Raw genomic sequence first — 15975 nt, forward strand, 5'->3', positions numbered from 1 at the left:
GTTCAACTCTTAAAAGGTTGTAACTCCAAAAAGCGGTGTCTTATTGTTTTCTCCCGCAATCTCTCTCACTAGTTTAGGGACTAGATAACCCGGCAAACTGGCTAATACTTCTGTATAAATCTCATTAATTTTTTCCGTCCCTAAATCAAAATGATGTGCACCTTTTACTTTATCTAATACATGTAAATAGTAAGGTAAAACTTGCGCTTCAAAAAGTCGTTGACTTAATTCAACTAAAGTTTGTGCAGAATCATTGACACCTTTAAGTAAAACTGCTTGATTCAACACAAGAATATTATGTTTTGCCAATTGAGAGAGTTTTGAACACGTCAAATCGTCTAACTCAGCTGGATGATTTGAGTGTACCACTAGAATTACGCGTAGCCTACTGTTTTTCAATAAAGAAACAAGCTCTTCATCGATTCTTTCTGGAATGACAATAGGAACCCGTGAATGAATTCTCAAGATTTTGATTTGACTGAGAGATGCTAGGCGTTCCACCCAAAGGGCTAATTTTCTATTAGATAAAGTTAAGGGATCACCACCACTGAGGATAACTTCGTTAATTTCAGGGTGTGCCTCTAAATAAGCTTTAATCTTAAGCCAATCTTCATTTTTAGGTAAGTTTTCTTGATAAGGGAAATGTCGGCGAAAACAATATCGGCAATGAACAGCGCATGCACCTGTTAAGGTCAGCAAAAAGCGTGATTTATATTTATGTAATACACCAGGTAATTGATTGGCTTGTTCTTCGCCAAGCGGATCAGTCACAAAATCTTGATGTTCTTCTAATTCAAGATGATGCGGTAGGACTTGCAATAATAAAGGATCATAAGCATCGGCAATTTTCATTTTTTTAACAAAAGCACGAGGCACACGTAACTTAAACTGTTCAGAAGCCAGTAATGCACCAGACAATAAATCATCTGGTGAAAGCGCTAAAATGTTCAGTAACTCAGCAGGAGAGGTGATTAAATCACTCATCTGTGATTGCCAGTTTTGCTCTTGAAATAAATAAGTCATGAAAATAGAAGAAATCGTCGAACTCAATACAATTTGTAGTACAAGCTTGTATTTTAAAGATTTGAAATTGGACTTAGCTAAATCAATACTAAATGAATCTAGTCAAGTTTGATCGTTAATTTTAGCACTTTGTCGGCAAAGAAGCATGTCATAAAGCTCAAAATGGGGCAGTGTTTAGCTAATATCTGAACACCGCTGAAAATTTTTACATTGCTTCAAAGTGACTAGGTCATTTAGAATAGTGCTGAATGAAAAATATGGATGCGAATGAGCTTGGCTGATTCGCAATAGTATTTTATTACATGCGATATGTTTGAGCATGAATAGATTAAAGATTTAAGTTTTGGAGTGTGCCTTTCATGGCCTATTATTCTACAAATGATTTTAAAGCAGGCCTTAAGGTTATGCTTGATGGTAACCCATGTTCAATCATGGAAAATGAATATGTAAAACCAGGTAAAGGTCAAGCATTTAACCGTGTAAAACTACGTAACCTTAAATCTGGCAAAGTATTAGAAAAAACTTTCAAATCAGGTGACTCTTTAGAAGCAGCTGATATTGTTGAAGTTGAAATGGATTACCTATACAACGATGGTGAAATGTGGAATTTCATGGATCCTGTATCTTTCGAGCAAATTGCAGCAGACAAAACTGCAATGGGTGATGCTGCGAAATGGTTAAAAGACGATTCAAACGAAAAATGCACAATCATGCTGTTTAATGGTGTTCCATTAAACGTAAGTGCGCCAAACTTCGTTGTATTGAAAATCGTTGAAACTGATCCAGGTGTTCGTGGTGATACTTCTGGCGGTGGCGGTAAACCAGCTAAGCTAGAAACTGGCGCTGTGGTACGTGTACCATTATTCGTACAGCAAGAAGAAAGCGTTCGTGTAGATACTCGTACGGGTGACTACCTAGAACGTGCATAATCATTGAAAAATGATGTGCAGAGGGATGATGAAAATCATCCCTTTTTTATGGCTTGGACTTATTCAAGTAGGGAAAAGCAAGTTTAAAATTTGACTAAAAAATAAACGATAAAAACTGATAAAAATGAAAGCTATTTACGACCAAAGTATTAGATCGAGATTAAAAAATAAATAGTAGAGTCAAAAAGTCGGAATAAAAATTTAACAATAAAAATAATAATAATAGTGTAAATGTTTAAGACGTTGTCAATGTCATGTTAAGTGTACATTTTCAAGTCAAAATTTATTCCAAAGTATTAGATGAAAATAACAAGGTGAGGAGTACAGTTGCCAACGGAAGTGTCACATGGAAATGCGTTTAGGTAAATAAGAACAATGGAACTGCTTTTATGATCAAGATGAGAGGTATTTATGGAAAATATTGAAACGAAATCATCACCCCTCTCAAAGCTTATATGGGTGATTGTGGCTATTATCGGCGCAGTATCATTTGGGATACTGGCTGTAAGCAAGGGTGAACATGTCAATGCGGTTTGGTTAGTCCTTGCAGCGGTCTGTGTATACAGTATCGCATATCGCTTTTATAGCTTATTTATTGCCAATAAAGTATTTGAACTCAACCCAAGACGATTAACCCCAGCACATCGCTTAAATGATGGTTTGGACTATGTGCCAACCAATAAATATGTTCTTTTTGGTCACCATTTTGCTGCAATTGCAGGTGCTGGACCATTAGTAGGGCCGATTCTTGCTGCGCAAATGGGTTATTTGCCTGGCACAATCTGGCTGTTGGTTGGTGTGGTTTTGGCGGGTGCAGTCCAAGATTTTCTAGTGCTGTTTATTTCAACACGACGTGATGGTCGCTCATTGGGTGAAATGGCGAAGCAGGAGCTGGGTTCATTTGCAGGTGTGGTTGTCATGCTCGGTGCATTGGGTGTCATGATTATTATCCTTGCTGTTTTAGCATTGGTGGTGGTTAAAGCACTTGCACATAGCCCATGGGGTGTATTCTCTATTGCGGCGACGATACCAATTGCATTGTTCATGGGTATTTACATGCGTTACCTACGCCCAGGGAAAATTGCAGAGGTTTCGATCATCGGTTTTGTATTGATGATGGCGGCAATTGTTTATGGTGGTAATGTTGCAGCTGATCCATATTGGGGGCCATTTTTCACATTAACAGGCACTCAACTGACTTGGGCTTTAATCATTTATGGTTTTGTCGCTTCAGTTTTACCTGTGTGGTTATTATTAGCACCACGTGATTATTTATCTACTTTCTTGAAAATCGGGGTAATCGCAGGACTTGCAGTCGGTATTATGGTTGCAATGCCAATGTTGAAAATGCCTTCTGTGACGCATTTTGTTGACGGTACTGGCCCAGTATTCGCTGGTTCAATGTTCCCATTCCTCTTTATTACCATTGCCTGCGGTGCAATCTCAGGTTTCCATGCTTTAGTTTCTTCAGGTACAACACCTAAATTGATCGATAACGAAGTGAATATTCGTGTGATCGGTTATGGTGGGATGTTGATGGAATCATTTGTTGCAATTATGGCAATGATTTGTGCAACAGTGCTTGAGCCGGGTGTGTATTTTGCTATTAATGCACCTGCTGCTGTTTTAGGTACAACTGTAGAAAGCGCAGCAGAAGCTGTTCGTACACTTGGCTTTGTAGTTACACCAGAAACGCTGACGTTATTAGCAAAAGAAGTGGGTGAAACGACAATTCTTTCACGTACAGGTGGTGCACCAACTTTTGCGATTGGTATGGCACATATCATTACGGAAATTTTCAATAACCGTTCAATGATGGCGTTTTGGTATCACTTTGCAATTCTATTCGAAGCACTGTTTATTTTAACTGCTGTAGATGCGGGTACTCGTGCATGTCGTTTCATGGTGCAAGATACTGTGGGTATTGTTGTTCCTGCACTTAAAAACTCACACAACTTTTTTGGGAACATGGTTGGTACAGCAGTCGCTGTCGCTGGATGGGGCTTCTTCGTTTACCAAGGGGTTGTTGACCCATTGGGTGGTATTAACAGTTTATGGCCGCTATTTGGTATTGGTAACCAAATGCTCGCTGCTATGGCGTTGATTCTTGGTACTGTGATTCTCTTTAAAATGAAGAAAGAAAAATATGTTTGGGTCACCATTATCCCAACAATTTTCTTGATCGTTACCTGTATGACTGCGGGTTGGCAAAAAATCTTCCATGAAAATCCAAAAATTGGTTTCTTAGCGCAAGCAGATAAATTCTCGGCTGCAATTGCTAAAGGTGAGATTTTAAAACCAGCTAAAACGCTTGAAGAGATGCAAACAATTGTATTGTCAAATCAGATCAATGCTGCGCTTTGTGCATTCTTTATGATTGTGGCGGTTGTGATGGTTATTGCTGCCATTGGTGTGATTCGCCGTGCATTGGCAAGTCCAGTTCCAACGGTAAATGAAGCGCCAGCAGTGTATGCAGATCCTGAAGAAGTGTCTGTTTCTAAGTCACATTAATATTTTGCGATATGATTTTGCAAGAAAATAAGGTGAGGTGAGTAAGATGAATCTTAGATTCGCCAAAGGTGGCAAAACGGTGATTTATAAAATCATCAAGATGACCATCATGTCGCAAAAGGACTTAATTTTTTCACCAAAAAATTGGTCGAGAATTGCAACATTGTGGCAGCGGTTACAACAAAGCTTCCGTTTGATGGTGGGTGTTCCTGATTATGAAAATTATGTGGAACACATGAAAAAACATCATCCAGATATGGAGCTGATGGATGAAAAGACTTTTCATCGTTATTGTGTAGATGCGCGTTATCCAACAGCGGGTGGCAGTATGAAGAAATGTCCTTGTTAATGTGAATGATAGATTGAAAACGGCACTTCGGTGTCGTTTTTTATTGGGTGGGTATTTGATCGAGTTTGATGGTTCTTGAATTAAATAATATTAACGTCAGTTCGGGATAAACTCTGATGTAAGTTATTGAAAAGATAGATCAGGTACAGCGGAGTCTTACCGTTTAAAGTCACATACAAGGATTAACCTTCGGTTCGACCTGAGAGGTACTACCTCGCAAGGCTTTCGGGAAAAGTAGGCAAAACCATTTGTCAGTCGCCAACTCGACAGATACCATCAAGTATCTAATATCTTGCAAAAACAGTTTATTGCAGATCTTGCGGAATATATTCCTCATGCCTCAAACAATGCGACTGACGTTTCCGCGTATCATATAGTTGTGAACATATCTTATCCCGAACTCAGGTTGTTATTAAAAATATTGATTAATAAGTACATACATCAATTAAGTGTGATTAAAAATAAGTAAATGTCATGTACACGACAGTTCTTGAGTGAGATCCACTATATAGTGTTAATGTCATAGAAAAGGGAAATTTTGTGAAAATATATATTTACGGTGCTGGCAGTATTGGTTGTTACCTAGGTGGGAAATTGGCTGCTTCAGGCAGTGACGTTACTTTTATCACTCGTCCACGTATTTATGAAGAACTTTCTCACTTTGGTTTAGAGTTAACTGATTATTTAGGTAAAAATATCAAACTTGCGCCAAATGTTTTGAAATTAACAACAGACCCTAAACAAGTTGCCGATGCTGAAGTGATTTTTATTTGTGTCAAATCGACAGCAACTGAGCAAGCTGCGAATGAATTAAAAACGTATTTAGGTTCTAAGACACCACTTATCATTAGCTTTCAAAATGGCTTGAGTAATGTGCCTATTCTAAAAAATATTTTACAAGGGCAGACTGTTTTAGAAGGTATGGTTCCTTTTAATGTCGCTGCATTGGGGAAGGGGCATTTTCATCAGGGAACATCAGGTACATTAAGTGTTAAACAGTATCCTACTCAATATTTACTGGGAAATATGTTTAAAAAAGCTGAGTTAGAGATTGTATTTGAAGAAGATATGTTAGCCATTCAATGGGCAAAGCTTTTACTTAATCTAAATAACTCAATCAATGCTTTGTCAAAACTACCTTTAAAAGAACAGTTATCTACACGCGCATATCGTCAATGTGTAGCAATGGCGCAACAAGAAACATTAGAGTTACTTGATTATGCACAAATCCAGACAGCGAAATTAACGGCAATCCCTACACATTGGATTCCAAAAATTTTAAGTTTACCTAACCCAGTATTTAAACTGCTAAGTCGTAAAATGTTGGAAATTGATCCATTGGCTCGTTCATCTATGCAAGATGATTTAATTGCAGGTCGTGCTACAGAAGTAGATTGGATTAATGGTGAAGTTTTAAAGTTAGCAGAACAATGCGGTCGTCGTGCGCCAATCAATGAACGGTTAATACAATTGATTAAACAGGCTGAGAAATCACCCAAAGCGTTTGCAATGCGTGCAGATGTCTTAAAAGCTCAATTGGAATCTGTAGCGAATAGTGAGATGTATTAAAATTCTGATGAATGCGCTCAGCCATATTTATTATGATCGCCTTTGAGTATTCAATAAAAGCGTGTATGTTAAGCAGATATATAGAATTTTATTGGGGAATAAAAGGTGATTTGGGGAACAAAGCAGGTAAACGAATCTATAGAAAATGAATCAGCTTCACCACATGAACTTACTCGCTATTACCCTAAAATTGATGAATTTCTTAATCAAATTAATCAAATTATTCTCGATAAAGAGCAACAAACCAAACTCGCCTTATGTAGCCTTTTTGCAGGTGGACATTTATTATTTGAAGACTTACCAGGACTGGGTAAAACCACGTTGGCCAGCAGTTTATCTCGACTTGCAGGCTTAGATTTTCAACGTATTCAGTTCACCAATGACATGCTCGCCAGTGATGTGATTGGGATTAATATGTTCAATCAAAAAGAACATCAATTTGAGTTTAAACAAGGCCCTATTTTTTCTCAAATTCTACTTGCAGATGAAATTAACCGTTGTAGTCCTAAAACACAAAGTGCCTTACTTGAAGCCATGGAAGAGGGGAATGTCACTGTGGATGGCAACCGCTATGAATTACCTAAGCCATTTTGGGTGATTGCAACGCAAAATCCATTATTTCAAAGTGGAACTTATAGCTTGCCTGAGTCGCAACTTGATCGTTTTATGATGCGTTTGTCTTTAGGTTATCCATCACGTTCTGCGGAAAAGTTACTTTTACAACAACATTCACGACATGAATTGATCACGCAACTACAGTCTATATTCGAACAACAAGAAATATTGCAATTACAACGTAATGTGAGTCAAATTACAGTGAATGAACTAATTCATGATTATTTACTTGATTTAGCAGAAGAAACCCGTAAAGGACGACATGGGCTTTCGACACGAGGATTATTGGCATTGAAAAAGGCAGCGCAAGCCTATGCCTTGATTGAAAAGCGTCAGTTTGTGATTGCTGATGATGTCCAAGCTGTTTTTGTCGCCGTGGTTTCTCATCGTATTGGATTAGGTGAAGCTGAAACTTTAGCATTGATGCAAAAAGTTCCTGTAAAAGGTTAATGGAAGTTGCGCATGTTACGTGAACGATTTGTTCGATGGTTACATCTACGATTCCGCTATGCAGGTGTTCGCACACTTAAACAAAATGAAGTTTTAGTATTCATTTATCAGCAAGGGTATTTATATCTAGTTTTGATATTGATTACCTTTATTGCAGGAATCAATTATGCAAACAACCTGATTCTTGGTTTTTGTTTTTTAATCAGTGCGATTTTGTGTATTAGCTTTTATCTAAGTTTTAAGCAATTGCATGCTGTTACCCTGCAAGTCGTTGTGGATGAAGTAGGTAAGGTTAATGAAGTATTTAAAGTTAAAATTATTTTGCAGCAAGAGCGCAATAATCCTAAGTATTTAAACTTTAAAACCGATGATCAGCTTCAAACGTTTTTATTTGAAGAAAAACAACAAAGCTTTGAACTCACGTTTATTCCGACCCAACGTGGAAAATTCGAGATCCCACCGATTCAAATCTATTCAACTTATCCTTTAGGGCTGGTTCGGGCTTGGACGTATATTTATCTTACTGAAACCTATTGGATTGCACCACAAGCCAAAGCTTTTACACAGAATTTGCAAAGTTATTCAAATACAGGTGAGCCTGATTTAGATGAATTTAAAGAGCTTAGAACATTTAAATTAGGTGATTCATTACAAAGTATCTCATGGAAACAAGCGGCTCGTGGGCAAGGCTTATTCGTCAAACAATTTGAAGATTTGATGGATACTCATGTGATGCAAATTGAATATAGCAAAATGCCAAGTGCAGATCATGAAGAAAAATTAAGCTTTATGATGGAGTTAGCAGATCAGTGTGAACACACTCAAACACCGTATAGCATTATTTTGCCACATGCTCAAACTGAAAATGGTGTCGGTGAACAGCATTATATTCACATCAAAACATTATTGGCTCAGGCTTAAAGGGAGCTGATGATGAATAAATCTATTCAAATTTCGATACTGCTTGTGCTGAGTTTGATCTTAGTGGCTCAAGTTGCATATATACCGATTGCATTATCCATTCTATTTTTTATCAATATTATCGGTTTGGGTTTGTTTTACAGAAAACAAAATAAGCATGAAATTTTAGATTTTCCAAAATATCCAAAGTTAATTTTTGCTTTGGTTGCAATGCTCATCATTTATTTTGATTCTAAAACCTTTCTTGGTGTTGAGGCTGGAACAGCTGTTTTATCTACTTTTTTATATGCAAAAGCTTTAGAAACCAAATCGAAACGTGATTTTATTATTTTATTTAATTTTGCTTTATTTGTGAGTGCAAGTTTATTCTTACATTCACAGGCTTTTTGGATGGCAATATTGGTATTGTGTTGTCTAATTAGTTGTTTAATTGGGCTATATCGTGTTCAAACAGCACATTATCAAACAAGACAATCTGTTTTTCTATCCTTGAAAAATGATTCGTTTCACATCTTAAAATTCATTGGTTTGGCATTACCATTTTTTATCATATTGTTTTTATTCTTTCCACGCTTACCGCCACTTTGGCAAATTCCAATTCTGAATAATAAAGCTGTGACGGGTTTAAGCGATACGATGTCACCGGGTGATATTGCTCAGCTTTCACAATCAAGCGCATTAGCATTTCGAGTCATCGCGGATATGAAGCAATTACCGAATCGTAATGAATTGTATTGGCGAGCAATGGTTTTAGATCGTTATGATGGTACGACATGGACCAGTGATTTTACCAATAAACGGGATAAGTCTTACTCAACGATCTCAGGACATACAGAGGGTTTTCAGTATCAATATCTAGCCAGTGATCCAAGTCAACAATGGATTACTGCACTGGAAAAATCTGTTCCTACAGAACCAAAAATTATTTTACATGAAGACTGGGCGATTACACCAAAGCGTTTAGTTCAACGTACACAACCCATTCAATTACAGTGGATTGGTAATAATATTACCGATATTCAAGAGGTTGGACTGACACAGGTTATTCTCAAAAATAGTTTAAATTATCCTTTAAAAAGTGATCCTCAAGCGCAAAAGTTTGCACAACAAATGTATCAACAAAGTCAGAATAATCCTGCCTTATATATTCGTAATATTTTGAATTGGTATAAAAAGGAAAATTTTGTTTATACACTTGCACCAGGGAAATTGGGCGATAACCGTGTTGATGAATTTTTATTCCAAAGTAAACAAGGGTTTTGCGAGCATTATGCATCGAGTTTTGTTTTATTAATGCGCTATGTAGGTATTCCTGCCAGAGTGGTCACTGGTTATCAAGGGGGCGAAATGGCACCAGATGGTCAAAGTTGGGAGGTTCGCCAATTAGATGCACATGCTTGGGCTGAAGTTTATCTGCAAGGGCGTTGGCAACGGATTGATCCAACAGCGATTATTGCACCCATGCGTATTGATCAAGGTATGCAAAATGTGATGAATGAAAATAGTGCAATTTTTGGTGATGCGAATTATTCAAATTTTCAACATTCTTCAGTGCTCAGAACTTTACGCGTCTGGAGTGATTACGCAAGCTTTCAATGGCAAAGTAAGGTGGTAGGCTATGATGCAGATAAACAGAATGGGTGGTTGAAAAAACTTGGTTTAACATCAAGTTATAGTTATGTACTTGTTCTAATCTTTGGAATATTAGGATTATTGTTGATCTATTGGGGAATATCTAAATATTTATTGATTCGACAAATGTCTAAAATTGAATATTTATTGTTTCAATTCAATCGGAAATTGGATTCAGTTAACCAAAAAATTGAATCGGAAACCTTCCAACAGTGGATGCAGCGTTTGGCGAATAAAACTGAACAAAGGGACATTTTTCAAGAAGCGAACCAATACTTTCAAAAGATCATTTACTTAGCTGATGAAAATCAACAAGATATTCAAAACTTTAAAGATTTGCTTAAAGAATGTGCGAATGTGCTTAAACAACGAAAATAGGGCTTGTCATAATCTAAAAAAATGCATATCATCGCTCTCACTTCAGGTGTATAGCTCAGTTGGTTAGAGCGCTACGTTGACATCGTAGAGGTCTCCAGTTCGAGTCTGGATATACCTACCAAGATTTTTATTGATATTAATCAATAATATAAGGGTGAAATTGTAATGATTTCGCCCTGTTTTTTATGCCAAATAGGTCAGCTTTGAGTAATCAAAATACTCAAAATTTGCATTAAAAACTGCTTTATATTTCGCTTTCGGGCGCCATTTTTGAGATGTGTATGTGTCTCGGATAGAAATGGTGCCCGAATTACGGCCCCAAATATTGAGAGTTTATTAATATGCAAAAACCTGTCAAACGTGGCAATGCTTGGCGTATTCAAGTCAAGTACAAACATCTCCGTGATGCGGCAACTCGAGATACTTCAGAAGAGTGTATTGCTTGGGCGCACAAACGACTTCTAGAATTACAGCTTGAGTACGAAAAGCAGCTCAAGGATCTAGACAAACCTAAAATCAACTTAAAACAATTATTCGAACTTTATTACGATAAAGTAGGGCAATTCACCAAATCTAAAACCTATATTAAAAATCACATCAAATGGCTTGATCGTTATTATGGCGAATTAACCTATATCTCTATCCACGATCTCACACCTAAACTAATCACCGAAAACCGTGAAAGACGTTTAAAGCAAGTTAAACCCGGTACGCTACATAAAGAAATGAGTCTGGGATCTTCTGTGTTTACTTTCGCTGTCCGTGAAGTTTTCCTTATTCAATCCAATCCCTTTAATCTTGTTAAGAAACCCACTAAGCCTCAATCAAGACAAAACCGTATTAACCAATCTCAGATTGATAAGATCTTACACGGTTTAGATCATTACCATGAAAATATGGTTCCTAGTACTCCTGCACACTATATCGCTTGGTCGTTCTTATTTGCTCTTGAAACAGCGATGCGTAAAGGGGAGATTCTAGGTATTCAGAGAGAGCATATACACGATGATTATGTGCATTTACCTGAAACCAAAAATGGTACTTCACGTGACGTTCCATTGTCTCAAAAAGCACGTAAGCTTTTAGATTTGTTGGTGAGCCGTGATGATTATCTGATTCCACATAGTTCAAACTCTTTTAGGCTTTTATGGCAAAGAAATTTGAAACGTACTGGTTTGGGTGGTCAGTTTACTTTTCATGATACACGCCATGAGGCAATCACACGTATGGTAAATAATCAGAAGCTACCAGTAGAGATATTGGCGAAAGTAACAGGACATAAAACAATTAATGTATTAGTGAATACTTATTACAACCCTACAGCTTCCGAGATAGCAAAAATGTTGAATGCTGCTTAAACTATGCCCCATTACTAGGGGCTTTTTATTACATGAATAAATCAAAAATTAGTGACGTTTTAGGCATTGGTGTTTTATGTCTAATATTTTGTGTAGGAATTTCAATTATTGCTAAAAAAGCTTTTAAAGTTGATTCAGATTTTTTATCAGCTAGTGCTACTTTGTTTGCAGCCTTTGTGGCGCTTTATTTTTACAGTGATTGGAGAGAACAACACAGAGTTTCTCTGTTTGAAAAATTTAAGAATGATCTTTTTAAATTATTTAATCAAGTTGAGGATAATTATGATGCTCTTTATCTTTTTGTTCTAACAGGGGCTGAAACACCTGACAAAAAGGTACTCGAAACATACACTTCTAAATTTAGTCGATCAGTTGAATTGCTACTAACTGAATTAGATTTTTATGAGAAAGCCTTAGTTCAAATAGATATTCTAATAAACCAGTCTCCAAAAAATGCTAAAGAAGATCTTATTAAGATTGTACGAAATTTAAATCCAGAAATTAAAGAAGATGAATATCTCTCTTTTTTCCCAATTTTTCGTCAAATAATTGAAACAAAGGAATACTTTCTAGAAATTAAAAAAAAGAAAATGGTAATAAATGATGATTTGCAAAGAATTATTTTATTTCTAATTGCGAAAGGGCAATAAGCCCTTTTCTAATTTTTACGTCTAGCACCACGTTTTGACGCTGTAATATGTAGATTTTCGAGTAATGGCATGACTTCTTTAGGGTCATATAAATGTTTATTTTGGTCACCTTTATTTAATGGCCCAACTTTTTCAATAATGGTTTTGCGTGATAAATTAAACCGTTGTGAAAGCCAAGCCGCAGTTACGCGATTCGGCAATTCTTCAGCTTTAAGCTCTACTATTTTCCCACCTGCAAGATGATCACCAAGAAATATTTGAGGTGGTTTTTCTGATTCGATGACTACAATATATTTGCCCATATTATCTTTATCCAATCTTCAATAGGTTGGATCGCAGAGGGTCAGCTATACGATCCATATCTTTTATTGACTGGCATATCTCCTATAATCTTTTACTTTAATAAATAACCACTTCAAATTTTTGAGCTACTTTTTTATTAAAGTAGATTTATGTCGTTTCCCATGGCAATTCAGCCGAATCTACTAAATACGTACGTCGTTGATTCGCATAACTGGTTAAGCGCTCTTGAATGGCTGGGTCAGCTTTTAAAATATCTTCTTCAAGTTTGGCTAACTCAATTAAATTGGTTGATTCTTGAATACGGACCATCAAAGACGACTGTGATTTTTCAGGCGGATTGAGTTCAGCTAAACGTTGGTGAACAGCATCAATTAAAGGTTTACGCTGTTCTTCAGTCCAGTGAGAGGTATACTTGTACAGAGCATTAGCTTCTTTCGGTGTACTGGCTTTTTTGACTGCTTCCAGTAACTCGCCGAGCACGCGTTGATATTCTTTCTCTGCTAAATCTTCGAATGAAGGTTTCGGCTTAGGCTCAAAATCAGCAAGTTTCTTCTCTTTGAGCATTGTGATTTCAAGCATTTGCTCAGCACTAAAGCCAACTTTATCAGCGCTGCTTAATAAACTTTCAACTTCGTCGGCATTATTACAAGAACGCATACCATCCAAATAAAGCTGTAATTCAGTTTCAAGTGAAATTACTGATGGGTTTTCTTTAGGTGCCTCTTCAGCAACAATCTCAACAATTTCCTTTTTACGAGTTCGACGCTTTTTTGAGTCAGGCTCACTAAGCTCCAATAAGATTTGACTATCATCGGAAAAAACCTTATTACATTTGCTAATTTCCACTAATGACTGAGCGTGTAATACAGCATGCTCTTTGTTGTCATAAAGCATTTTTGCATTGATTAAATGTTCTAAAGCTTCTGATTTGCCATCCGTATTTTGTAATTCAATTGGTGCTTCTAAAGCCAATAAATTAGGCATATAAACGATTTGATTTTTACTAAGCTCAGATATTGACTGAACTCCCTCAAAAATATTTAAAGCTAAACCACCAATCTTGTGAATACTTGGAATTAAGCAGAACTCATGATCATCCGTAAAAAATACAGTTGCTGAGAAGTTACCGAGTTCCTCAAAATCATCAGGTGATTGATAATGTTTGCAGAGTACATTTTTGCCTTGTTGAATTGCTAAAAATGCGTCATTTGCTGTGATTAATTTAGTCATTTTTATTATCCTTTCATAGCTTTCAAGATGTACGGATCTGCATCAGCTTGTTTTTTATACCAAGCAATGTAATCGGTAGGTAGGTCTTTAATTAATGTGCCTTTATGCTTTCCAAAAGGCATTTTTTTCGGAATTCGAGCTTGCTCAGACATTAAAAACAAAGAGTTCATTTCTTTGATTGCAAGCTTTTCAAGAATGGCTTTAAGCACCACGCCAGTAAAATAAATATCAGCTTTAGCGTTATGAGCATTGCGTAAGTGTTTACGCGCAGCTTGTTTGTCTTCCATCACGTAGTAATAACAAGCACTTAAGGTATGAGAATCTAAATCCTCCCAAACCATGCGTGCTAAAGCTAAGGTACAAATACCTTTTACATTGATTGACTTATCACATAGTTGAATAGCTTTAATATCGTAATCGATATTGTGCCCAATCAAATAACCAGTATTTTCAGGTAAACGAAAAGTTTCATAACTCGGCTTATCTGCAATATCAGTTTCAAGAATGTGATGGGTTGCCATAGCACCGTAAGGAATTGGCGCAGGACAAGAGTAAAAACCATCAAAGACATTTTTTTGATCTATCACCAAGACACCTTGCTCAAATGAGCAGGGTGCAAAGGCGATTTCAATTGGATAACCGTTTAAATCATTGGTTTCGGTATCTAAGATGTATGCATTCATGCTGAGATACTCGCTTTTGCAAACTGATCAATATCTATTTTTGCGCGTTCAAGTTGACTCTGAAGAATCGTAATTAACGAATCAATTCCGAGGTGTTCACAAACAGCCATCACATCAAGACCACGCTCTGCGATAAAATCTTGCAATGCATCTCGTTGAACAGGTGTAATGCTTAAATGATCATTACAAGCTTGTTCATTGGATTGATTTAAACTTGTGTCAATTTGACGGGCATTGCTTTGATTTTTCTCTATTATTTGAACTAATTTAGCTTTGGTTTCATCAAATTTTTGTACCTGAATATCCATTAAGCTATTCATTTTTCGTTTAGAACAAAATGCTTCAATATTAATTCCAGCTTGATGCATTAGCATTTCTAGTTCCAAGAATTGATTACCATCAATTGTTGCATCTGCTGAGCCAGAAATTAGCCATTGCTTAATTGCTATTCCATCGTTAATAGAAAGTGGTCGTGGCTCTATAAAAAGGCGTGTACGGTCTTTGGTAGCAATCGCAATATTGTTATGAGTCAGATCCAGCACAGTTGTAAATTCATATTCAATACCATCACGCTGTTCAGCCTTCATGCCTACTTTTTCTACCTTTTTCTTACCATTATCATTGGTTTGAATGGTTTCCATCTTGGAGCGCAAGGTAACAATAATATTGATGCTTGATTGAAGCATCGCATCGATAAATTTACGATGACGTGGAGTGACTTTACTCCAAGCACCCCAGCTATTACCTTTAAATGGCCCGCTTGCGAGGGTATCAACGATTTCTAAACAACCGCCTACGCCTGACCATTCATGTGTAATGCTGTCGATGATTAATGTATCAAAACCCGCAATTTCAGCAGCCTTAATAGCATCAATAAATTTTTCAGGAGAATAAGGAGGTTGAATATTCGCGTGTTCAAATGACACAATATCGTCATACAGTTCAGCACTACTATTTTCTGTATCTGCAACAGCAATACGCCCACCTATACCTTTTGCCAAAAGAAGTGCACCAAAAGTTTTACCTGCACCTGTAGGCCCTGCAATTGCTAAACGAAGTTTGGCATTTTTACGTTCGGCTTTTTTAAAGAAGACTGACATGCTAACTCTCCTTAATTATATTTAGCATTGTTATAAGCAATGCGTTGGTTGGCAGAATAGGGAGTACGTTGAAAGCATGGCTGATTGAATAATTCAGCTTTGGCTTTACGCTTCTGAAATTTTCGTTCACGTTCAGCTTCTTCTTGGACCCAAGGCAATTTTCTAAGTTTTTCACCTAAGGCAAGATCAAGGTTTTCAAGGGTAAGTAACCAACGAACATAGCTGTGTTTGAGATCAACAAGGGCAGTGCCTTTGAATTTGCCAAATTTGATAA

Annotated in this window: 15 protein-coding genes and 1 tRNA gene; 10 read left to right on the forward strand and 6 right to left on the reverse strand. The window is 36.8% G+C overall.

Annotation, left to right across the window (positions count from 1 at the left end; all coding sequences use genetic code 11):
- Positions 1 to 9 precede the first annotated feature (9 nt).
- On the reverse strand, positions 10 to 1023 hold the full coding sequence (gene epmB / locus GGG_RS0112845) for an EF-P beta-lysylation protein EpmB (protein WP_010115451.1): 1014 nt from the start codon (positions 1021 to 1023) through the stop codon (positions 10 to 12).
- Positions 1024 to 1382: 359 nt separating this feature from the next.
- On the opposite strand from epmB, the gene efp reads away from it, so the two are divergent.
- The 10 genes from efp (at position 1383) to GGG_RS0112895 (ending at position 12385) form a co-directional block, all read left to right on the forward strand.
- Complete coding sequence (gene efp, locus GGG_RS0112850) at positions 1383 to 1952, forward strand: elongation factor P (protein ID WP_010115453.1); 570 nt, start codon at positions 1383 to 1385, stop codon at positions 1950 to 1952.
- A gap of 411 nt (positions 1953 to 2363) precedes the next feature.
- Positions 2364 to 4463 (forward strand): carbon starvation CstA family protein, encoded by a 2100-nt coding sequence (locus tag GGG_RS0112855; protein ID WP_010115455.1) that lies wholly within the window; start codon positions 2364 to 2366, stop codon positions 4461 to 4463.
- Positions 4464 to 4509: 46 nt separating this feature from the next.
- Positions 4510 to 4812 (forward strand): YbdD/YjiX family protein, encoded by a 303-nt coding sequence (locus GGG_RS0112860; protein ID WP_010115457.1) that lies wholly within the window; start codon positions 4510 to 4512, stop codon positions 4810 to 4812.
- Positions 4813 to 5352: 540 nt separating this feature from the next.
- A complete protein-coding gene (locus GGG_RS0112865; protein ID WP_010115460.1) occupies positions 5353 to 6381 on the forward strand; it encodes a 2-dehydropantoate 2-reductase in 1029 nt (342 codons plus the stop codon).
- 105 nt (positions 6382 to 6486) lie between these two features.
- Positions 6487 to 7446 (forward strand): MoxR family ATPase, encoded by a 960-nt coding sequence (locus tag GGG_RS0112870; protein ID WP_010115462.1) that lies wholly within the window; start codon positions 6487 to 6489, stop codon positions 7444 to 7446.
- A 12-nt stretch (positions 7447 to 7458) separates the two neighbouring features.
- Positions 7459 to 8367 carry a DUF58 domain-containing protein gene (locus tag GGG_RS0112875; RefSeq protein ID WP_010115463.1) on the forward strand — a complete coding sequence of 303 codons (909 nt, stop codon included), beginning with the start codon at positions 7459 to 7461 and terminating at the stop codon, positions 8365 to 8367.
- 12 nt (positions 8368 to 8379) lie between these two features.
- The gene (locus tag GGG_RS0112880; protein ID WP_010115464.1) at positions 8380 to 10377 is read left to right on the forward strand and encodes a DUF3488 and transglutaminase-like domain-containing protein; all 1998 of its coding nucleotides are present in this window, start codon (positions 8380 to 8382) and stop codon (positions 10375 to 10377) included.
- A 44-nt stretch (positions 10378 to 10421) separates the two neighbouring features.
- Positions 10422 to 10498: transfer RNA gene (locus GGG_RS0112885), tRNA-Val, on the forward strand.
- 220 nt (positions 10499 to 10718) lie between these two features.
- Entirely contained in the window at positions 10719 to 11735 is a 1017-nt protein-coding gene (locus GGG_RS0112890; RefSeq protein WP_010115465.1) for a site-specific integrase, read from the forward strand.
- A gap of 32 nt (positions 11736 to 11767) precedes the next feature.
- Entirely contained in the window at positions 11768 to 12385 is a 618-nt protein-coding gene (locus GGG_RS0112895; protein WP_010115466.1) for a hypothetical protein, read from the forward strand.
- An 8-nt stretch (positions 12386 to 12393) separates the two neighbouring features.
- Here the strand turns inward: GGG_RS0112895 and GGG_RS0112900 are convergent, their stop codons facing one another.
- From GGG_RS0112900 to GGG_RS19780, 5 genes are all read right to left on the reverse strand, one after another.
- Entirely contained in the window at positions 12394 to 12687 is a 294-nt protein-coding gene (locus GGG_RS0112900; RefSeq protein ID WP_010115467.1) for a hypothetical protein, read from the reverse strand.
- A gap of 148 nt (positions 12688 to 12835) precedes the next feature.
- Complete coding sequence (locus tag GGG_RS0112905) at positions 12836 to 13918, reverse strand: hypothetical protein (RefSeq protein ID WP_010115469.1); 1083 nt, start codon at positions 13916 to 13918, stop codon at positions 12836 to 12838.
- A gap of 5 nt (positions 13919 to 13923) precedes the next feature.
- A complete protein-coding gene (locus GGG_RS0112910) occupies positions 13924 to 14601 on the reverse strand; it encodes a DUF3820 family protein (protein ID WP_010115470.1) in 678 nt (225 codons plus the stop codon).
- A complete protein-coding gene (locus GGG_RS0112915) occupies positions 14598 to 15701 on the reverse strand; it encodes an ATP-binding protein (RefSeq protein ID WP_010115471.1) in 1104 nt (367 codons plus the stop codon). The genes GGG_RS0112910 and GGG_RS0112915 overlap by 4 nt, the downstream gene beginning before the upstream one ends.
- An 11-nt stretch (positions 15702 to 15712) precedes the next feature.
- On the reverse strand, positions 15713 to 15973 hold the full coding sequence (locus GGG_RS19780) for a DUF3820 family protein (protein ID WP_227500500.1): 261 nt from the start codon (positions 15971 to 15973) through the stop codon (positions 15713 to 15715).
- Between the last annotated feature and the right edge of the window lie 2 nt (positions 15974 to 15975).

Source organism: Acinetobacter sp. P8-3-8, from assembly GCF_000214135.1.
Classification (GTDB): Bacteria; Pseudomonadota; Gammaproteobacteria; order Pseudomonadales; family Moraxellaceae; genus Acinetobacter.